The organism is Lacrimispora xylanolytica (assembly GCF_026723765.1).
Taxonomy (GTDB): domain Bacteria; phylum Bacillota; class Clostridia; order Lachnospirales; family Lachnospiraceae; genus Lacrimispora; species Lacrimispora xylanolytica.
Genome location: NZ_CP113524.1, coordinates 140400 through 160710, shown reverse-complemented (window position 1 = coordinate 160710; position 20311 = coordinate 140400). Strand labels below are relative to the sequence as shown.

The following is a 20311-nucleotide window of genomic DNA, read 5'->3' as shown; positions in this document are numbered from 1 at the left end:
TATCTCTCCTTTACTCTAATCCATTATCTTTAACTCTCGTCTTTGAATGAGAGCATTGTCAAAATAAAAAATTTCTTTTAATCTTTCACTTAGTATAAAATTATTGTTTAATAACTCTCCATAAAGATCGTCAATAAACCTTGTATCAACTTTTTCTTTTCCTGTTAAACTCTTTGTTGCATCTTTTATAAAGCTCTTTACTCCTTGATTTATTTCTTTTCTATTTATAAAATACTTCTGGTTGTTTCCATCGGAACTATATACGAACTTACCGTTGGTGTCAATCCTTAATAACATCCCATTTGGTGCAGTTAAAAAACTTTCTAACAATAAACATTTTTTTAATATATTACAGTTTTTAGCTTTACTATCTAATTCGTCTTGAAAACAGGGAAATAAAATATTATTTGCATTACACCTGTTACTAGGCGATAAATCGCAAGCCATATAGAATCCAATTAACTTTTTATTTAATAACTTAGATAAATAGTATTGAGTATTCCCATAAAAAAACAAATCTACAAAACCGCACTTTTCTTTCATTTCTTTTGAGTCAAGATAGTTTAAATAGTTATTCCTTTCATCATAAATTTGCCGTTTTATTTCTTCAAAATATTTTAAACATAGCTCATATACCTGTTCATAATCATTTACTGTACTAATCCATTTTTCATTATAATCCTTTGTTCTAGTATCAGCTATTATGGAGAACCTGTCCTCTAAGAAATCAGAAAAAGTCCCATTATAAGGAAATCTAATTACGTCTTCTAAATCTTGTTCCGATTGTACTGACGGAACCATGACTGCACGCCTAGATATTTCTAGATAATCACAGTTTACTCCATACCCTCTAATTTGGGATAAATATTTATAATTCTCATAAAGAAAATACCCATCTCTAGCTAAAAAGTATAATTGTTCAATACCTTCAGTCATTACCTTTTCTTCTATCCAGCGTAGATAAGTATAAATTACAGGTCCAAACAGTCCATATCCCAAATTATATTCTGTACCAAAATATAATTTACCTTTCCAGGAATTTAACTCAAAAGGGTTGTTAAAATTATTAGATATAAATAATCCAGCAATGATGGATGCATACTCACTACAGATTTTTGTTACTACTTTTTTAATAGAAGAATTATTGAGCATATCTGACCCTGCCATAACATGGTAAGTATCAATTCCATATTTTTCAGCTTGTCTAATATCTGAATAAATATCATCACCTATATGCAGTGATTTCCTACCTCCTACAACTTCTGTCCCATATTTTACCCACATGTCACCATTATTTTTACTAACTCTTTTAGCATTAGATATCCAAAGTTTATTATCATCAACATTAATCTGAAATTTATTTAATATTTTTTTTAAAAAGTTAAAGGGTAAATGAATATCAGTCAGGATGTAGATATCCTTCCCATCATTCTTCAATTTTTTAAATAGCTCAACCATTTCTACTCTTGGAATAATCAAACTTTCTTCTATCTCAAACTCCAACTCTATAATATTTTCTATTAGACTATCTTCTAATTTTGTTAAATTTTTTAGTGAATTATATATTTCATGAATATTAGGATTATTCACTTTCGCTTCACTTATTGCTTGTTTCCTTAACTGGTTAAAATTTAAATTAATATTTTTTTCAATAAAACATTTTTTTTCTACAATACTCCAAACATCTTGCGGTAGATATACTCGCCTTGTAATTAATGTATCAAATAAGTCAAAAGATATAATTTCGTATTCACTCGCCTTATCATATAATACCTCAAGAGATTGGTCCCAATATGGATTATTACAATAAGAATCGTCTATGATTATACTCTGGGCAATCTCACCATTACAGTAATATACAGGAATTTTAGCGTTCGATATTCTTTTATAAATAATTTCCCAATAACTTTGAGGTGCATTAATAATTATTATATCTGCTACATCTTCTGCAGCATGTAAACTAATAATAGGTAAGCCATACATCACTTTACCAATATTATCTTTATCTCTATCCATCAGACCTACTATATTAAAATCTTTTAAGTATGGAATAAGTGTTGCAGTTCTTCTACCTATACCATAAATTACAACTCTTTGCTCTGTAAAACTGATAAATTTTTTTCTGAAAGAGTCAACCTCATTTTGGTAATTATTTACTCCATTGTCCAATTTATAATTCACCTATTTCCTCAATTGTTTTTCTATACATCTCTTCTAAACTTATTGTAGCTTTCCAACCTAGTTCTTCAACTTTTCTTGCCGATAATCTAGCTCCTTTAATTTTTGAGTAACCATGATTATCACTTATATCGTAACGAACTTCTATTCGAGAAGATGCAATTTTATTTGCTACCATTTCTGCCATTTCTTTTATACTCATAGAATTATCTTCATTTACTACATTATATGCTTCTCCCGTTTTCCCCATTAGGAGTACTAGGAGCATCGCCTGTACTGCCTCTTCTGAATCAACATAATTACCCATAGACTCACCCCCTGTATGAAGAATAATATCACATCCACTTATTGCAGATTTTGCAAATTGTACATATACTCGATTATCCTCTTCAGTAATACCTTTTCCAAATGTTTGTGCTAGACGCACGATTTTGATTGGTAAACCAAACTCTTTATAATAGCAATAACAATAATTTTCAGCTAATCTTTTACCAAGCGGGTAACTACTTCTTTCTGCTAAAATATCTATCTTTCCTATATCGTTTTCTGACACTTTTCTGTCTAAGAAAGGTAAATCTCCATAAATCTCCATTGAAGAGACATAAAGAATACCCATAATATTACACCTAAGTGCGAACTCCAATACATTTTTTGTACCTATGACTATTCCATCCAAAGTTTCCACTGGATTAGTAATCATGAATTTTGAATTGGTATTAGCAGCACAATGAATAATATAATCTACAGACGTGTCAATAGTTGACCAATAGTATTTATCAAGAATATCTCCTGGATATAATCTAATAAAATCTTTGTCCATAATGAAAGGGATTATCTTCTTCTCATTCCTTACACAAGCAAAAATTGTTATATGAGCACTATTCTCTATATTGTATTTATTAATTAAGCTTATTATATTTCTACCAACTGTTCCAGATGCACCAGTAAGTAATATTGTTTTATTAGATAACTTTTCAATTAAAGCCTCATGATTTATCATTTAGTTAACCTCTCGATTAAATTCACAACTCTCTTGCTAGCATTTCCATCTTCCAATAAACCGACCTGTTCAAAAAATCCACTCAGTCTTTCCTCATATTTTTTTTGATTATATGTCTTTATATTATTTATAAGTTCCTCATTACTGGTTGATACAGGAAATGGTAAAGAATCCAAATCCCATAATAATTCTCCTCTTTCTAAAGAGTATTTTTCAAGATCATCTGCATATATGAATACTGGTAATTTCATAAATGATGCATCAAAACCAACACTTGAATAATCAGTAATTAGAGTATCCACTCCTGCTAATAGTTCATACATATCGTCTTCCAAAGTAACATCAATTACCTTCTCACAATGCTCACCTACATTATACTCTTTAAAGCAATCTTTTATCTGTGGGTGTAATCTAATAAAAACAAACCACTCCTCATTATTTCCTTCTTCCAGCGTACTTATCAGTGTTTTAAAATCTATATTTACATTCTTCATACTAACTTTTCGTAGAGCCTTTTGACTTCCGCCTCTAAATGTAGGTGCATACATAACTATTTTAGCATTAGTCGGCAATTGATATTTATCACGAATTTTTTCATATTGATCTTTCTTTCGATTTATAAGAATATCACATCTGGGGGATCCTGTTTTTATAACATTGCCACTATATAAAAACCCATTTTCGCATATGCTTGTGCACCATTCTGAATTAGAAAGAAAATAGTTGATCATTTTTGAATCATTCTTACTAACTTTATATGCTATGTGTGGAAACTCACCTTTTCTTAGCTTGCCTACTGGTTTAAAGCCGATCGCCCCATGCCATGTTTGTATATATATTTGATTTTTACGTTTTAAAGTGCCTAAATGTTTCCTACTATTGTCTATCCAAATCTCTGCTGTACATAAATGATATACCCTACTAAAAAATTTATTAGAAGTAACATTAATTTCTTTAGGAAATGTTTTTGTCAAATCATCTGCAATCCAGAACAGCTTGAAATTGCCATCTTCTTTTAGACGTAATATTAATTCTTCAGCAATATACTTGGGATTACACCCATACCCACCTTTCCCTTCTAGATTACAAAATACTATCTTATTTTTTTTTATTGGAAAAACTCTAAACATCAAAAAAACAATAGATGTAACCAATCCTTTAAAATTTCTATAAATTAAATATACCTTTTCTTGCATAAGTAATACCTCACAAATCAAAATATAAATTGTTTGTTTTCTTGTGATTCAAGCATGGCTCTTAGCATATAAAAATCATCAGGTGTTGTTACTTTAATATTCTCAGATGGTCCATCTACTAAATAAGTTTCTTTGCCATAATAATTCATTATTGAACAGGAATCTATAAAATCATTACACCCCTCTTTAAGAGCCATTTCATGAACTTCTATAATATCCTTCAAGTAAAAACTCTGTGGGGCTTTTGCCATTCTTGATAATTCTCGTGTAGGTACATTTTCGATTTTATTATTTTTGTTTACAATCAATACTGTTTCTTTTACTGTACAAGTTGTAATAGCAGATCCATGCGCTTTTACACTGTGAATATTTTTAGTAATCAAATTTTCATCTATCATCGGCCTTACACCATCATGTATCAATACAATAGTATCTTTACCAGAATATAAATTACGCGCTTCGCATAGGCCATTATAAATAGATAGTTGTCCTGTTTTTCCCCCTGGTATAACAGATACTACTTTTTTAAAATTATATCGTAATAATAAATCTTGCAAATAATCAATCCACTCTTTTACGCATGCTATTATGATACCATCAACATCAGAACAATGTTCAAACTTTTCTAGAGTTCTTATTATAATAGGTTTTTCATAAATTTCGAGAAACTGTTTCGGCTTCTCAATATTATTCATACGTATACCAATTCCACCAGCAAAAATAATAGCTATGTTCATCATTCTTCACCCACCTTTTTTATATTGAAAGTCTAAATGAGAAAGTTAAATCTTTTAATTATCTGTACTAATTCATGTATTAACTTCCAAATTTCTACAAGTAAATCTCAGGCTCGTTTAAAAAAACGTCCGTTATCCCTTTACTTTCAAGGTCCTCTAAATTCAGTTTTACTCCTGTTGGCTTTTCAGGATATAAATGGCCAGTAAACCATGCTCTTACATTATAGCCTTTTAATTTATCAATTTCCAAATCTATATCTTTCCAATGTGGATGAAGTGCTGTAGCTCCACAGCCACCTCTCAATTTAAAAAGACAATCGGATACCTTTCTATCCAGAATGCCAGTCTCTGCTAAAGGATCAATTTTTTTTATTTTTTCTAATGATATTGCGCTAAAAGAGGAATATATAATATAATTTTGTACATCTCTTGTATGAATTAAATCAATAATTTTCTCTTCCATGCCATCATAAGGGCAATCTGAATTTTTTAATTCAATATTTAATTTCAATCCTTTTTCAAAACTTGGTTCCAACAAATCTAATACTTCTTCTATCGTAGGTATTCTCTCTTCTATCCCATTTTCTGCTCTTATTCTTAATTTTTTTAAATCTGATAGTGAATGCAGCCGTACTTCACCAATACCATTCGTCACTCGATCAACTCGTTCATCGTGAAATACAACCATATGACCATCCTTAGACATTTGAATGTCCAACTCAATACCTGTAAGTTTATTTATACTTTTAGCTTTAGAAAAGGCCAGCAATGTATTTTCTGGATACATCTGACTACAGCCTCTATGCGCCCATATATTCATAAATAATTCACCGTTTTAATATAGATCCTCTCGATCATTTAGTTACCCAACCAACAGTTAAGTTAAGCTGTTTATAGTTATTAATATCTCCATAGTCGAAGGCATGTTAAAAGTTCATTTATTATTCATAGAATAGCTTAATATACATTGTTTTAATTTTTATTAAAATAGCAAAACACCAATTATAAGATGGTTGTGTTTATAATATAGGATAGTGAATAATCTGTATATTTAATTTTTTAAAGGCTAATACTCTATTATCTTAGCATTAGAAACTTCTCTATAACTCTGGCCATTGCAATTGACTCTTCTTCTGTAAATTTATAAGATTTCCTTTCACCATTATGAATGAGAGACACAAATTCACTTAATTCATAACGCAATCCATCACCTAAAAACTTTGCAGTATACTGTTCCTTTTTAGAAGCGTTCTCAAAGCGAACTTCAAAGGATTTTGTCAGCCACCATGGCGATTCTGCTAGTATATATCCTTTTGTTCCTGCTATAATTAATTGCCCTTCTGACTTTACAGCAACACCAGTTTTAGATAACGCCATTCCTTTTTCAAAGACAAAAGAAGCTTTTGTATACAGATCGATACCGTTTTCATTTTTAATACTATTAAAACTAACATCTTTATATTGAGTTCCTAACAGCTTAAAAATGGGAAGCATGGTATGATTCCCAAATTCAAGAAATCCCCCTCCAAAATTAGGATCCCTACTTTCTCTCGTATCCGGATCTGCAATCCTGGTGAAACATGCTTCTACATCAACAATATTTCCGATTATACCACTTCGTGCAACTCCCAAAAGCTGATTAAAACCTGGGCAATATGCCGTCTTGATAGCTTCCATGAGCAGGCAATCATTTTCTTTTGCAATTGCAAATAATTCCAGAGCCTGATTTTTTGACAAAGCCATGGGTTTTTCACACAGAACATGCTTTCCAAAACTTAAAGCTGCCTTTGCATATTCAAAATGAGTTTGATGTAAAGATGCTATATATACTGCATCTAACGGTTTTAAAAAGTCTTTGAAACTTTCCCAGTATGCTTGAATTCCAAAACGATCCGCAAATCTTTTTGCGCTGTCTTTATGTGGATTAAAGGCACTGATTGCTTCAATACCACTGACAAACTTTGCTTCAGGCACAAATCGAGATGCAATACGGCCGGTTCCTACTATTCCCAATTTTATGATAGGATACTTTTGTTTTCTTAACAATGTACTGGAAATTTCTTTTGTTCTATCTAGGTATATTACTTTGCAGAAGTCGTTCAGGTAATCAAATTCACCCGTCCAGTCTGATCCTATGGTAAAAATATCTATGCTGTATTTATGAATATCCTCCACCTTCTGTCCAATATGATCTTCCACAATTATCTTATCAGCAAACCCAGTTTTTTTTACATTCTCAATTCGATCTATAATAGAGTCTACAACATTTAATTTTCCACGGGATTCATCATATTGTTCGGTAGTGACCCCCACAATCAAATAATCTCCTAACGCTTTTGCTCTCTCAAGCAATTTATAGTGTCCTTCATGAAATAAATCAAAAGAACCATATGTAATTACTCTTGTCATAAAGAAGCTCTCCTTTTAATAAAAAACTACTTATTACATGAAACTATCGTGCTTAACACTAAAATCGACTCCTTATAGTCTCTTTAAATTAACAAAACCTCAAACAGTTTAACATCCTATTAATATATCGACAAATTACAACATATAATTACATATCTTCCTATAATTTATGTATATACATTTTTTTCCTTTTAATCAATCTTAATAATTACCTATTACGCAAAAAAGGGATTGTCACTATAAAGTGACAATCCCTTTTTAATATTATAATCAAAGATTATAATTACTTTAATAACTGAAGAACACCCTGAGGTACCTGGTTTGCCTGAGCAAGCATAGCCTGAGAAGCCTGTACAAGAATGTTGTTCTTTGTATAGGACATCATCTCTTTAGCCATATCAACGTCACGGATACGGCTCTCTGCTGCTGTCATGTTCTCAGATGCAACGCTTAAGTTGTTGATTGTATGCTCAAGACGGTTCTGAGTAGCACCAAGCTTACCACGAACACTAGATACTTTATCAATTGCCTTTTTAATTACACTTACAGCTGCTGATGCTGCAGACTGAGAATCAACCTTAGCAGTACTCAAGGTTAATGAAGCACTGTTCATTTTTCCTATTGTAACTGCAATCTGATTATAATTATCAGATGTCTCACCAATCTGGAGTGTTAATGTTTTACCAGCACCAGCACCATCTAAATTACCATTTAACAGCTTCATACCATTAAATGATGTACCATCAGAAATTCTATCAATTTCCTTACTTAATTCAGTAAATTCTGCCTGAAGATTTGCACGATCTACAGTATTCTCATAGGTACCATTAGCAGACTGCTGAGCCAGTTCAACCATACGGTTAAGCATAGAGTGAACTTCTGTCATAGCACCTTCTGCTGTCTGGATTAAAGAAATACCATCACTAGCATTCTTAGATGCAGTCTCAAGACCTGTGATCTGAGCTCTCATCTTTTCAGAAATAGCAAGACCAGCAGCGTCATCACCTGCACGGTTGATACGGTAACCAGAAGATAACTTTTCAAGGTTCTTGCCAACAGTACCATTATTGCTTGTTAAGTTTTTGTAAGAGTTTAAAGCTGCGATATTATGCTGAATTCTCATAAAATAACCTCCTTGAATTATGACGGGGAATTCCTTTTCCCCCATTTTTTTATTCTAAATCTTTTATTCGGGCCCTGAATGAAAGATTGAATACCATACGTTCAAACCACAAAAAGTCAAATTTACTTGACTATATCTTATATCGTCACATATTATTTATACATAAGACTTAAATTAAATATTTTAATAAAAATGTTAAGTCCCAAGTATTTCACGCTCATTTTCATGGAAAAAAACTTTTTCCTCCTGAGTAAACAAATCATATACTCCCTTTTCTAATTCATTAAACATAAGCCTTCGGCTTATTCTAATCAAAAACAGCTTGTTTTTAGCTCTGGTCAAATCATAAAGTTTGGAAAGAAATGATAAGATAGCTGATGCAATTTCCTCACCCTCTGCTCCTCCTTTAAATAATTTTATCATTTCCATTAGCACATCTTCTCCATATGGCTCCATTCGCAAGTAAAGAGTACCATACTTAACTGCCTCCTGAGCCTGATTCAATGATCTGTAAGCTTCAAAAAGCCTTCCATATACATTTGAAAGTGAACCAGCCATATCTAAATTACCATCGCTATCATATAGTTCAAGACGACGCAGTGCCAGTTCCATATAGTCAATCCCTGGCTGCAGCTTACCCCGATCTAGCAGCCAAAGAGCCATCCAATATTCTGCATCTGGTGCTAAACAAGCAAATTCAACAGATTTTTGATATACTTCTAGAAGTTCTCTTTCATCATCCACATTACTATAATATTTAATTTTTAACAAATTACAGAATACAAAATCCCTACGCTCCTGAAACAATTCGTGACTCATATGTTCTACAACCAAGTTATAAGCCTTCTCTGCCTCTTTTAGCTGCTTGTTTGCTAGAAAAGAATCTCCAAGATAAGCCCATGCCTCATAATTCTGAGGATTTTTATCTACTTCTTTTTGTAAAATAGCAATATTCCTATCTAATTTTCGTGTTTCTTGGTAAACTGCGTTTGAATAACCTGTATGGTAAACCGTAAGTATATCTCTTGCTTCAAACGCTCTAGGCGCTTTTGTACCCCCTATCATGAGCGTTTCATGAATACTGCCATCGTACCTCAAACTCTTGACATTACTGAACAATCTTGCCTGTGTAGCAATTGAAGTAGTTCTACCTTCCTCATCTAGATTAGCCAGTGACGATCTTATCATTAATGGTATCTTAAGCTTCCGTCTCTCCTCTTCCACCTGCGCAAGCAAAGGCAAAATCTTCTTAGTATCTTCCTCAGAAAAATACTCATCCGCATCCAAAAACGCAATCCAATTCCCTGACGCCTGCTCAATAGCAAAATTCTTAGCCGCAGAAAAATCATCTATCCATTCAAAATGAAAAACCTTTGCGCCCATCTCCTCCGCAATCTCCACGGTTCTATCAGTAGACCCGGTATCCACAACAATCTGTTCACAAACAATATTTTTTCCCCAGGATAACGCTTTTCTTATATTTTTTTCTTCATTTTTAACAATCATACACTGTGAAAGGTTGATCTTGATTTTCACTAAAATTCCCTCCTGATCAATCATAATTTATCTATCTGTAAAGGTTCTTAAGAAGAAACCCCTCTAATTACTCTTCCTATTAATTAATATCGTTCTCCTACATAAAAAAATAAGTTATTTACCTCTAACTATTTTCTATAGCCATAAAAACCTCACTACCATTACAAGATAAATTTCCTAAAACTAAAATTTATCTTCAATAACTTTAACACCACTCACTCAACTATGTAAATAGCAATGAAATTCGTACAGCGTTACTTCCTAGAGCTATAGTCTATTAAATAACATCTAGAAATTTCAGTCTAATATAATCCTTTCTTGATCCGGACAGTGACTCCATACCCGGCCGAATGCATTACAAACAACCTCCCTTTTCCTATCCCACTATCCTACTCGCACAACAAAAGAGCACCACCACATGCCCATATAAAATACGGTCACCCAGCAATGCCCTCCGTTTTTAACCAACAATTATCAGTCTGCTCTAGCCTCATTATGACCATAAAAGGTAAGCAGGTACAACCCGCAGATTCCTACCAGGCCGTACACAATCCTCGTAATCCATGTCATGTTGCCGAAGATAAATGAAACCAGGTCAAAGTTAAAGAAGCCTATCAGTCCCCAGTTTACTGCGCCGATAATGGCAATGGTCAGAGCTGTGTAATTTAATGCTTTATTTCCCATGGCTCTACCTCCTTTTCTTTTATATTATGGAGCAGAGATATGGTTTTTATACATTATTTTCCCAAACTATCAATTCGGGATTTTAATTCATCTTCCCGGTCCTTGAATAGAAGTCTTTCATTATACTGATAATATCTCTCGCAGTCGTATTCTTTTAAAAATTTTACGCTGTAATAGCCGGTATTTAATTCGGTCACGAATACCACCATCTCCTGACCATCCATAAAAGTAGCTTCCATAAAATCAAAAGCATGCTCTAAAGCCCTTCCACCGCTCTCAAGAAGTGTTTCATACCGCTGGTTTTCCTCTTTGAAAAGCTCCCGGATCCGATTCCATGAAGCATTCACATCCACATGCTCTTCCTCAGATTCTTCCTTTTTCAAAGTCTCCTCATATCTAGCCAAAATACCTTCCACATCCCTGGCCAGATAATCTTCTCTCCTATTAATAAGCCCAGCTTCCCGCTTTTTATTCCAAACTTCCTTCCACTCTCTTCTCAAAACAGAAAGCCGTTCCACCATAGACTGATCTCCAACGCTATCAACTTCTGGATTTACCTTTTTAAGCTCCTCCATCAAAAGCCCTGTCCTGTCTGCCTGATCTGCTACCGCCCGGAACTGCTGCCCCAGCTTTGAAAGTAAAAGTCCAATCACATTTAATTTTTCATCAAATGGAGCGCGGTTTAACTTATTGCAAAGAGTCTCCCTTATCACACCAGAAAGAATTTCATCGATCTGATAATCGTCCTGGTATTTGTAGTATAGGTGGAGATAGTTTGTGAAATCCTTGGCAATTTTAGGAAATTGAATATACTCTCCTACTACATCCCGGTCAACGTCCTTTTCAATCCGCTCACTGATCTGAATAAAGCGGGATAAATCCTCCCAACCTCTTGGTGTGGCAAAGAATTTCCCATCCACCGTAGTTTCTATCCGGCAGAAATTCTCCGGTCTTGTATTCAAATAAGAAATAACCGCCGGGTGAAGATCATGCTCATACGCATAAGCCTTCCACACTTCAAAATCCGGCTCGACCTGAATAAGTTTGATTCGATCCAGAGTCACCACATCAAAATCCCGGACTGACTTATTATACTCCGGCGGGTTACCAGCAGTTACAATGACCCAGCCTTCCGGAATCTTATGGTTACCAAATGTTTTATACTGTAAAAACTGAAGCATTGTCGGTGCCAGGGTCTCAGAAACGCAGTTGATCTCATCAATAAATAAAATCCCCTCATTAAGCCCTGTGGTCTCCATTTTTTCATACACAGAGGCTACGATCTCGCTCATGGTGTATTCGGTCACGCGGTAGGTTTCATTTCCATATTCCTTTTCCCGGATAAATGGAAGTCCAACGGCACTCTGTCTCGTATGGTGGGTGATGGTATAAGCCACCAGGCCAACCTGACATTCTCTTGCTACCTGCTCCATAATCTGGGTCTTTCCCACACCGGGAGGTCCCATGAGGAAAATAGGTCTTTGCCGCAGAGATGGAATCTCGTAGTTTCCGTATGCATCCTTTAGTAAGTAAGCTTCTATGGTTGTTTTAATTTCTTCTTTTGCTCGTTTTATATTCATGGCAGTTTCTCCTGTTATGAAAGATTTAAATCTTCCTCCGTCAGTATTACCTTCATGGCCCAGCCGGGGACAGAGATGTCCTCATACTGTCCTTCCATAAACACAAAGGCTGTGTCATAGGGCGGCATGGCGACGGGATAAATTCCTTTTCCATCGGTAAAATAAAGAAGGCCCCGGAGCTTTTTAAATACTCCTTTGTTTAAAAGGCCGTTAACATATTCAAAGGCTGGACGAAAATCCGTTCCTCCAAACCCGCTTATGGTGAAATGTTCCATATAATCTTCCATTTCTTCCCGGCTTGTTATGGTTACATCGGAGCGGATCTCTTCATCACACTGAATGATGTGGATGTTGACCTTTCTGAAATAGCTTTCTGATTCTGAAAGCATTCCGTAGGTCTCCTCTAAAAATCGTTTTACCAGATCTCCTGATACTGACATGGAGGTATCGATGGCTATTACAAAATCTTCTATTTTAAAAACCTCTCTTGTTTCAAGGGGTTCAATTAATGGCATATTTTCATAAAGCGTCATCCCATAGGTGTAAAATATGGGATCAAAGGAATCGGGATCGACTTCTGCTTCTTCCCGCAGTACTGCGAACTTTTTTAAGAACCGTTTGTAATCGTACCGTTCCCTGTTTTCTGCTTTGATCTGTTCCAGTAAATCTTTGCCAGACTGGGCGTTCTCCTCGCCAAAGGACTCCATTTCCGTCTCCATTTTTTCCCGCATTTCCTGCCACTGGTTCTGCCGCTGTGTACTGACTCTGGGGTCTTCATCCTCATCCCAGCGGTCGTGGCTGTCTACGTAAAATTCCCCGGCCATTCGGAGCAGCTCTTCCTGGGTCAGATTCATTTCTGTCAGGTCCTTATAAATTCCCTCGGCGGTAAATACCTTTCGTCTGGCGGTAATTCTTCCGTAAATTTCTCTCCGGTAAGGGGACTGATGGCGGTAAACAGGCTTTACATAAAAGCTGTCTAAGATGGATTCAATGGCGATGTCGCAGGCCACGTCCCAGAGTATTTTATCCCTGTTTCCTTTCCCATTTAAATGGTTAAACAGGCAGTGGAACAACATGTGTAAGTACGCCCGGTTCACTAAAATCCGGCTGCTTTTGTACATGGAGAATAAAAGATCTGGCTGGTAATAAATGACAAAGCCGTCTGTAGAGAGCACATTGCCCTTTCTATCCGCCTCAAATACAAAGCTGCTTAAGGCAACATCGAGATAGCGAAAATTTATATACAGCTCATTTCTGGCATTCATTAGAATGCCGTGCCCTATCTCTACCTCTTCCAGCTCGTCAAGCTGTCTTTGTCTTACGGGATCGATCATACGGTTCACCAACCTTTCCTCATTTTGTTACAGGGAAAATACCCGTTTTTTTACGGGGAACCGATGACGCCTTAAGTCCATTAAATGACTTAAAAGCTCTGGCTTATCTTCCCTTGATACTATTTCAACAATGGAATCAAATTTATCCTGGTTTTTTGCATATTCCTCCATAAGCCAGAGGAACATGATCTCATCTTCTATTGCAAGCTTTGATATTTCTTCTATGTGCTCCAATAAATAAGCTTCGTACACCATTCTGTCATGATACAGAAGATTCATGGGGCTATAAAGCCGGTTTATGACCAGCTCTCCAATGACCCGTTCTGATTCCTGTACCAAAAGGTGAGGGAACAGGGCATCGTATTTATGAAACTGAAAACCGGTCTGGTCAAAGCAATACCGGTACATATGGCCGCAGCCATGCATTTCCCGGATGATAATCCGGGCGGGAGTATGCTCCACCGATTCTTCATACATTTCAGGAAAAACAAGTCTGGCATTGCCCTGACTGGTATAATAGTTTACATAAAGTAACTGTCTTAATTCTGATAGAATTTCCTTTAAGCAGGAACGCTTTCCGTCTACCAGATGAATATCAAGATAACGCATTCCAGAACAGCCGGTAAAGAGGCCGGAGCCTAAGTCTAAAATGGCTGCACTGCATGTTAAGCGAGTCAGCTCAAAGCAGTTATAAAATGCGTAATTTCCGATTTTTTCAATTGTCTCCGGCAAATATATTTCTTTTAATCCTTCCAGGCTTATGGCCGGCGGAAGGTCCTTGTTTTCTGTCAAAATGGGATTTCCCTCTTCGTCACATAGAAGGATTTCTTCCTTCAGGGACGAAAGCATCTCTTCCCTGCCCCAGCCGCCGGAAAATGCATAGGCGGAAAGCTCGGTCACTGTCCGGCCTCCAATCCGTTCCGGCACCCGGATGAAACCGTCAAAGCCTCTGTATCCCAGGATCCGTACATGGTCATTTATGTTCTGATATAAAAACATTTCCAAATCCTTTCCACCGGGGCGTTTCTGAAAGCTGCTTGTATCAAGATGTGCGTTACACTTTGTGGGAGATTTGGCCCAGATGAAGGCGGCGTAGTGGGCTACGCCAACTGAATTTGGACCAAATATGCTGCGAAGTGGGACGTGCAGATTGGTGTAATGAGTTTTCAGACACCCCCTGATTGTTTAACAAATTAATATAACAGAAAAACCAGGAAAATGCAATGGGCTTTTCGTTCCAATACAGTATGCCAGGAACCGGGATAAGTTCCCGACTTTAAAGCAAAAAGGCGCTTTGACTGGTCTAGGAAAGCCACGCTCAAAGCACCTTTTTTCATACAGAGACGATGTATATTGTATGCATCTTATAATAATCTGAATGCAAAAGCCTTACACTCTGATATAACCAAACTGCCACCACGGTAAGTTGTATTTTTATACCGATTCGCATGAAGCTCAAGATTTTCTGCCTGAAGCTTCTGCCAAATACAAAGATAACTTATGATACAACCGCCTCATCAAGCGTAGCATTCATACTTCCAGTCCGGTATCCGTCTAAATCCATGGCTATATAGGAAAATCCAAGCTCATGAAAATATGGGGTAAACTCTTCCCTTCTTGCCACAAGCTTCTCAAGCTGAGTGGGAAGAACTTCGATTCTTGCAATGGTTCCATGGATTCTAACTCTGACCTGGTAAAAGCCCATATCAAGAAGGCGCTGTTCTGCCTTATCTACCATGGAAAGCTTCTCTCTTGAAATAGTCTCCCCATAGACAAAACGGCTGGAAAGACATGCAAAGGACTGTTTGTCCCAGGTCTTTAATTCCATTTCCTTTGATAACTCTCTGATATCTGCTTTCGATAGCTGGGCATGCCGTAAGGGGCTTTTGATATTTAACTCAGCCACGGCAATAAGACCAGGGCGGTAATCCCCATTGTCATCCATATTAGAACCTTCCGCGATTTCCGCAATTCCCTGCTCCTTTGCAATTACCGCAATCTTTTCAAAAAGCTCGTGCTTGCATAAATAGCAGCGGTTCTTCGGATTGCTTTCAAAGCCTTCGATATCCAGTTCCTCGCTGTCCACGATAAAATGCCGGATTCCTTCCTCCTTGCAAAATTCCATTGCTTCCCGTAATTCACGCTCCGGAAAGGAACAGGAACGGGCAGTTACTGCAATGACCTGATCTCCCAGCACCTCATGAGCGGTCTTTAAAAGAAAGGTGGAATCCACTCCTGAGGAAAAAGCCACCGCAAGGCTCCCCATTTCTTTTATATAAGCTCTTAAAACTTCATTTTTTTCCTGTAATGTCATAAGCACTCCTTATTATAAGACCCAAGTTTTTCATAATAAAATTATATCAGTCTCCAGTGTCTTATGTCAATGTATCCTGTGTACAGACCGCTCTATTTTTCCTTCTGGTTATAGGACTCCATATTGTCACACATCCGTGTCATGACCTTTAAAAAAACTTCAATCTCTTCTTTTGTTATACCGTCACTCACAATCTGTTCAAACTGCTCAAATACCTTTTTAATCTCTTTTGCCTCTGCAATTCCTTTATCGGTCAGGCAGATGAGAAATGAGCGTCTGCAGTCCGGGTTGTTCTGTCTGATAATAAGACCAAGCTTCTCCAGCTTATCTAAGTTCCTTGACATGGTTGTCACTTCAAAGTGGCAGTTGTCCGCCAGCTCCTTTTGCGTGACATTATTCTTTAAAAGCAGGTAATATAAAATCCTGGCCTGTCCCTGTCCCGGCGTTAGACCGAACTCAGATAAAAGCGGTGAAAATATTTGCTTTCTCGCTCTTTCCCCTCGTGCCATCAGCTCTCTGATATAATGATTTCCCATCCATTGCCTCCTTTTTCGGCTTCTTTTGTTAAACAAATTATTCCAGTTCAAAATGTCCCATATGAAGATTATAATACTTTCCCCTCTGTTCCAGCAACTCTTCATGGCTACCGCGTTCAATAATTTCTCCCTGTTCCAGAACAAGAATGGCTTTTGAATTTCTTACGGTGGAAAGCCGATGGGCGATTACAAACACCGTCCGGTCTTTCATAAGGGCATCCATTCCTTTTTCAATCAGCTTCTCTGTCCTGGTGTCAATGGAGCTGGTAGCTTCATCTAGAACAAGCACAGGGGGCTGTGAGATGGCAGCCCTTGCAATAGCAATCAGCTGTCTTTGTCCCTGGGATAAATTTCTACCGTCGCTCTCCAAAAGCGTATCGTATCCATTTGGCAGACGTCTTATAAAGGAATCTGCATTGGCGATTCTTGCGGCCTCCAGCACATCCTCTTCGGGTGCATTCAGCCTTCCGTAACGAATGTTATCCGCAATGGTCCCCGTGAACAAATGAGTGTCCTGAATGACCAGGGAAATAGAACGCCTTAAATCATCCTTTTTTATATCTCTGATATCAATTCCATCGTAGGTAATGGTTCCCCTGTCAATTTCATAGAAACGGTTCACCAGATTAATAATGGTTGTTTTACCTGCACCAGTGGAACCCACAAATGCTATTTTCTGACCTGGCTTTGCATAAAGGCTGATTCCATTTAATATAGCATGGTCCTTATTATACCCAAACACCACATCGTGGAAACGAACGTCTCCCTTTAAAGAAATCAATTGATAGTCTCCATTTTCCCCAGGGACCTTCCAGGCGAAATGTCCGGTATAGTTATCTGTCTCTGTAAGACTTCCATCTTCCCATTCCATAACCCGTTTTAATGTCACCCTGCCTTCATCAACCTCTGGCTCTGTTTCCATCATATCAAATATCTTTTCCGCACTTGCCAGAGCTACCATGAGAAAATTAATCTGATTGGTAAACTGATTCATAGGCATAGCACTCTGTCTCACATAAACAAGATAAGAGGCAAGTGTTCCGATATTAATTAGCCCGGATAAAGCAAAGAGACCTCCAATACAGGCAGATACCGCATAGTTAATATAGGAAAGAGAAACAATGGTCGGAACTGTAATACCAGTATAGGTGGTAGCCATGGTAGAGGAAATCCGCAGCTTTTCGTTAAGCTCACAGAACCGTTCAAAATCCTGTTTCTCATGGCAGAATACCTTTTCCACCTTCTGACCTTCTACCATTTCCTCGATAAAACCATTGATGTTACCCAGGTTTTTCTGCTGCTGGGTGAAATATTTCTTGCTCAGTATCCCATTGTGCCGGATATAAATCAGCATGATAAGAAGAAATACAATTACGATGAGAGAAAGCCTGACATCCAGCACAATGAGCATAATAACAGTTCCCACCGATGTAATAAAGCTTTGAATCAGCAGGGTAAAACTGTTGTTTAAGGCCTCTGAAATGGTATCCACATCGTTTGTAAAATGGCTCATTAACTCCCCATGGGTATGGGTATCAAAATATTTAAGTGGCAGCTTCTGGGTATTACGGAATAAATCCATACGGATTTCTCCCACCACCCGTTGGGAAACACGGACCATCATCCGGTTATAAAGGAGACAGGAGGTGGCTCCAAACAGATAGATGAGTCCCATAAATGCAATCATGCGAATAAGTCCCGGAATATCTCCAGGTACGATATAATCGTTGATTACCGGCTTTAACAGATACGTTCCTGCAATGCTTGAGACTGCACTGATGCATACCAGCACGGCAATCACTGCCATGGAGCGTTTGTGATGCCCGATGTATGCTAACAGATGAATCAGCGCTTTTTTTGCGTCCTTTGGTTTTGCTCTTCCTACTGGTTTCATTCGGCCTGATTCCCTCCCTTCTGCTGAGAATAAAAGATGTCCTGATATATTTCATTTTCCTTCAGGAGCTTATCGTGAGTACCGATTCCATTGATTCTGCCATCGTCCAGGATGATGATCTGATCTGCATTCATCACAGAAGAAATTCTCTGGCTGATCATAATCTTTATCATGCCAGGCAGCTCCTTTTCCAGACCTTCTTTTATCTTAGCCTCCGTTGCCGTATCAAGTGCGCTAGTGGAATCGTCAAGAATCAATACCTTCGGTTCCTTTAGAATGGCTCTGGCAATGCATAATCTCTGCTTTTGTCCGCCCGATACATTGACTCCGCCCTGTCCAAGCTCTGTGTCATAGCCATGTTCCAGACGGTCCAGAAATTCATCCACACAGGAGATTCTCACAGCCCGGTCCAGTTCTTCATCCGTTGCATGTTCCTTTCCCCAGTAAAGGTTTTCTCTTACCGTGCCGGAAAACAAAGTATTCTTTTGAAGCACCATGGCAATGGAATCCCTTAAATGCTCCTGCGTATATTCATAAATGGGGTGATCATCAATATAGATGTTTCCTGAAGTAGCTTCATAAAGCCTTGGAATCAGCTGAACCAAAGTGCTTTTTGCCGCTCCCGTCTGCCCAATGATACCTATGGTCTGCCCCGGCTCTATCTGAAAGGAAATATCGGACAACACGTATTCCTTGGCTGTATCCTTGTATTTAAAATACACATGTTCAAACCGGATAGAACCCTTTTTTATGGTAACATCAGTCGCCCGGTCATCATTAATGACCGGTTCTTCATCAAGAACCTCAGAAATTCGCTTCCAGGAGGTCAAGGAACGGGTAAATAAAAGAAACACATTAGAAAACATCATCAGGGAATTTAAGACCTGGAGCACGTAGCTTAAAAAGCTGGTAAGGGCTCCTACCTTCATATCTCCTAGGATGACCATGTTCCCACCGAACCATAAAATGCTTAAGATAGTTCCGTACATTACATACTGCATGGCAGGCATATTTAAGGAGGCCAGGGAAAAGGACCGTTCCGACGAGGATTGAAGGCTTTTATTTACCTCCTGAAACTTCTCTATCTCGTGGTCGCCTCTTACATATGCCTTAACCACCCGAATGGCTGTAAGATTCTCCTGAATGATCCGGTTTACCATATCCATGGCGCCCTGCATTTTGCCATAAAGAGGCCTTACATTTTTTATAATAAAGAAAAGGATGATGGCCAGAGTCGGAGCGGCCAGAAAGAATACAAGAGCCAGCCTGGGATTTATGCGAAAAGAGACCACCATGGCTGTTATCATCATCACAGGAGAACGAAATCCCGGCCTCATTCCATTGGTAATGGAATTTTGAATGGCTGTAATATCGCTGGTCAGCCTTGTGACTAGAGAAGGCGTACTGAAACGGTCCGTATTGGCAAAGGAATAGGTCTGCATTTTTTGAAATTCCGCCATTCGGATCTGGGCGCCGATTCCGCTTCCGCAGCGAGCCGTATACCGGGCGCAGGCATGACCTAAAATCAGGGAAATCACGGCAAATGCCACCATCTGGAACCCTTTGACCAGTATGTAGTGCTTATCACCGTTTGCCACACCCACATCGATGATGTCGGCCATGACCATGGGGATCACCAGCTCGAAAATGGTCTCCGCCTGGATGCAGATAACTGCCAGAATAAATTCTCTTTTGTACTTTTTCGCGTAAAGCAGCAGATTGTTCATGTTAGTTTCTCCACGTTGTTATTTTTTAGTTGCACTTGCAACAATTGCACCTACAACTATTAT

The 20311-nt window shown here is 37.6% G+C and carries 17 protein-coding genes; 1 reads left to right on the top strand and 16 read right to left on the bottom strand.

The window, feature by feature from the left end; translation table 11 throughout:
- Nucleotides 1-15: 15 nt before the first annotated feature.
- From OW255_RS00780 to OW255_RS00725, 12 genes are all read right to left on the bottom strand, one after another.
- Nucleotides 16-2169, bottom strand: a complete 2154-nt coding sequence (locus OW255_RS00780; protein WP_268115315.1) for a hypothetical protein — start codon at nt 2167-2169, stop codon at nt 16-18.
- A 1-nt stretch (nt 2170) separates the two neighbouring features.
- Entirely contained in the window at nt 2171-3178 is a 1008-nt protein-coding gene (locus tag OW255_RS00775) for an NAD-dependent epimerase/dehydratase family protein (RefSeq protein WP_268115314.1), read from the bottom strand.
- Complete coding sequence (locus OW255_RS00770; RefSeq protein ID WP_268115313.1) at nt 3175-4374, bottom strand: CDP-glycerol glycerophosphotransferase family protein; 1200 nt, start codon at nt 4372-4374, stop codon at nt 3175-3177. Before OW255_RS00770 ends, OW255_RS00775 begins: the two co-directional genes overlap by 4 nt.
- Before the next feature lie 17 nt (nt 4375-4391).
- The gene (locus OW255_RS00765) at nt 4392-5114 is read right to left on the bottom strand and encodes an IspD/TarI family cytidylyltransferase (RefSeq protein ID WP_268115312.1); all 723 of its coding nucleotides are present in this window, start codon (nt 5112-5114) and stop codon (nt 4392-4394) included.
- 91 nt (nt 5115-5205) lie between these two features.
- The gene (locus tag OW255_RS00760) at nt 5206-5898 is read right to left on the bottom strand and encodes a glycerophosphodiester phosphodiesterase family protein (protein WP_268115311.1); all 693 of its coding nucleotides are present in this window, start codon (nt 5896-5898) and stop codon (nt 5206-5208) included.
- Between the two features lie 290 nt (nt 5899-6188).
- Nucleotides 6189-7520, bottom strand: coding sequence for a Gfo/Idh/MocA family oxidoreductase (locus OW255_RS00755; protein WP_268115310.1), 1332 nt, complete (start codon nt 7518-7520; stop codon nt 6189-6191).
- A gap of 283 nt (nt 7521-7803) precedes the next feature.
- Nucleotides 7804-8643 carry a flagellin N-terminal helical domain-containing protein gene (locus OW255_RS00750; RefSeq protein WP_268115309.1) on the bottom strand — a complete coding sequence of 280 codons (840 nt, stop codon included), beginning with the start codon at nt 8641-8643 and terminating at the stop codon, nt 7804-7806.
- 195 nt (nt 8644-8838) lie between these two features.
- Nucleotides 8839-10179 carry a tetratricopeptide repeat-containing glycosyltransferase family 2 protein gene (locus OW255_RS00745; protein ID WP_268115308.1) on the bottom strand — a complete coding sequence of 447 codons (1341 nt, stop codon included), beginning with the start codon at nt 10177-10179 and terminating at the stop codon, nt 8839-8841.
- A gap of 474 nt (nt 10180-10653) precedes the next feature.
- Nucleotides 10654-10863: a DUF378 domain-containing protein gene (locus tag OW255_RS00740; RefSeq protein WP_024837805.1), complete on the bottom strand. Its 210-nt coding sequence runs from the start codon at nt 10861-10863 to the stop codon at nt 10654-10656.
- 53 nt (nt 10864-10916) lie between these two features.
- Complete coding sequence (locus tag OW255_RS00735; protein ID WP_268115307.1) at nt 10917-12443, bottom strand: ATP-binding protein; 1527 nt, start codon at nt 12441-12443, stop codon at nt 10917-10919.
- 14 nt (nt 12444-12457) lie between these two features.
- Nucleotides 12458-13777 carry a vWA domain-containing protein gene (locus OW255_RS00730; protein WP_268116652.1) on the bottom strand — a complete coding sequence of 440 codons (1320 nt, stop codon included), beginning with the start codon at nt 13775-13777 and terminating at the stop codon, nt 12458-12460.
- 27 nt (nt 13778-13804) lie between these two features.
- Nucleotides 13805-14776, bottom strand: coding sequence for a leucine-rich repeat protein (locus OW255_RS00725; protein WP_268116651.1), 972 nt, complete (start codon nt 14774-14776; stop codon nt 13805-13807).
- Between the two features lie 48 nt (nt 14777-14824).
- On the opposite strand from OW255_RS00725, the gene OW255_RS21025 reads away from it, so the two are divergent.
- Entirely contained in the window at nt 14825-14890 is a 66-nt protein-coding gene (locus OW255_RS21025; RefSeq protein ID WP_416861730.1) for a DUF6783 domain-containing protein, read from the top strand.
- Nucleotides 14891-15275: 385 nt separating this feature from the next.
- On the opposite strand, the gene larE is transcribed toward OW255_RS21025, so the two are convergent.
- The 4 genes from larE to OW255_RS00705 form a co-directional block, all read right to left on the bottom strand.
- On the bottom strand, nt 15276-16091 hold the full coding sequence (gene larE, locus OW255_RS00720; protein WP_268115306.1) for an ATP-dependent sacrificial sulfur transferase LarE: 816 nt from the start codon (nt 16089-16091) through the stop codon (nt 15276-15278).
- A 92-nt stretch (nt 16092-16183) separates the two neighbouring features.
- On the bottom strand, nt 16184-16627 hold the full coding sequence (locus tag OW255_RS00715; RefSeq protein ID WP_268115305.1) for a MarR family winged helix-turn-helix transcriptional regulator: 444 nt from the start codon (nt 16625-16627) through the stop codon (nt 16184-16186).
- 37 nt (nt 16628-16664) lie between these two features.
- Complete coding sequence (locus tag OW255_RS00710) at nt 16665-18521, bottom strand: ABC transporter ATP-binding protein (protein ID WP_268115304.1); 1857 nt, start codon at nt 18519-18521, stop codon at nt 16665-16667.
- Nucleotides 18518-20248 (bottom strand): ABC transporter ATP-binding protein, encoded by a 1731-nt coding sequence (locus OW255_RS00705; protein WP_268115303.1) that lies wholly within the window; start codon nt 20246-20248, stop codon nt 18518-18520. Before OW255_RS00705 ends, OW255_RS00710 begins: the two co-directional genes overlap by 4 nt.
- Nucleotides 20249-20311: the final 63 nt, after the last annotated feature.

Bases quoted from the DNA above. Each gene is read 5' to 3' on its own strand.
- OW255_RS00775 (WP_268115314.1), bottom strand. From the start codon at position 3,178: ATGATAAATCATGAGGCTTTAATTGAAAAGTTATCTAATAAAACAATA.
- OW255_RS00770 (WP_268115313.1), bottom strand. From the start codon at position 4,374: ATGCAAGAAAAGGTATATTTAATTTATAGAAATTTTAAAGGATTGGTT.
- OW255_RS00765 (WP_268115312.1), bottom strand. From the start codon at position 5,114: ATGATGAACATAGCTATTATTTTTGCTGGTGGAATTGGTATACGTATG.
- OW255_RS00760 (WP_268115311.1), bottom strand. From the start codon at position 5,898: ATGTATCCAGAAAATACATTGCTGGCCTTTTCTAAAGCTAAAAGTATA.
- OW255_RS00755 (WP_268115310.1), bottom strand. From the start codon at position 7,520: ATGACAAGAGTAATTACATATGGTTCTTTTGATTTATTTCATGAAGGA.
- OW255_RS00750 (WP_268115309.1), bottom strand. From the start codon at position 8,643: ATGAGAATTCAGCATAATATCGCAGCTTTAAACTCTTACAAAAACTTA.
- OW255_RS00740 (WP_024837805.1), bottom strand. From the start codon at position 10,863: ATGGGAAATAAAGCATTAAATTACACAGCTCTGACCATTGCCATTATC.
- OW255_RS00735 (WP_268115307.1), bottom strand. From the start codon at position 12,443: ATGAATATAAAACGAGCAAAAGAAGAAATTAAAACAACCATAGAAGCT.
- OW255_RS00730 (WP_268116652.1), bottom strand. From the start codon at position 13,777: ATGATCGATCCCGTAAGACAAAGACAGCTTGACGAGCTGGAAGAGGTA.
- OW255_RS00725 (WP_268116651.1), bottom strand. From the start codon at position 14,776: ATGTTTTTATATCAGAACATAAATGACCATGTACGGATCCTGGGATAC.
- larE (WP_268115306.1), bottom strand. From the start codon at position 16,091: ATGACATTACAGGAAAAAAATGAAGTTTTAAGAGCTTATATAAAAGAA.
- OW255_RS00715 (WP_268115305.1), bottom strand. From the start codon at position 16,627: ATGGGAAATCATTATATCAGAGAGCTGATGGCACGAGGGGAAAGAGCG.
- OW255_RS00710 (WP_268115304.1), bottom strand. From the start codon at position 18,521: ATGAAACCAGTAGGAAGAGCAAAACCAAAGGACGCAAAAAAAGCGCTG.
- OW255_RS00705 (WP_268115303.1), bottom strand. From the start codon at position 20,248: ATGAACAATCTGCTGCTTTACGCGAAAAAGTACAAAAGAGAATTTATT.